Source organism: Komagataeibacter melaceti (assembly GCF_003403295.1).
GTDB lineage: Bacteria > Pseudomonadota > Alphaproteobacteria > Acetobacterales > Acetobacteraceae > Komagataeibacter > Komagataeibacter melaceti.
In genome coordinates this window covers 1-438 of record NZ_QUWV01000159.1, presented here as the reverse complement: position 1 = coordinate 438, position 438 = coordinate 1, and the positions used below count along the sequence as shown (strand labels likewise).

General features: G+C 66.7%; 1 protein-coding gene. It reads left to right on the top strand.

The window, feature by feature from the left end; translation table 11 throughout:
• Positions 1-44: 44 nt before the first annotated feature.
• A partial coding sequence (locus tag DY926_RS14950) for an IS91 family transposase (RefSeq protein ID WP_186336195.1) occupies positions 45-438 on the top strand: 394 nt, incomplete at its 3' end.

Genomic DNA, 438 nt, shown 5'->3' with positions numbered 1-438 from the left:
GGCGCAGGCAAGGCCCGACGGCTGATCCCGGAGCAGGGGCGGTCATGTCCGCCTCGCTCGCACTGGGGGACATCTTCCGGGCTGCCGGTCCTGCCTGGCGGGCAGCCCATATCGGCCGTCTCCCCCTGCAGCAGCTCAAGGTCATGTCGGCGATCGAACATTGTCGCACCGCAGCCCTTGGTGGCCATGTCGCGGCCTGTGGGGACTGCGGACACTGGCGCATTGCCTATAACAGTTGTCGCAACCGCCATTGTCCGCGCTGCCAGGGGAACGCCGCACGGACATGGCTGGCCGAACGCGAGGCCGATCTGCTGCCGGTCGGGTATTTCCATGTCGTCTTCACCTTGCCGGCGCGGATCGCCGACATCGCGCTCCAGAACAAGGCCGTTCTCTACGCCCTGCTGTTCCAGGCCGCCTCGGAGACGATGATGACGATCG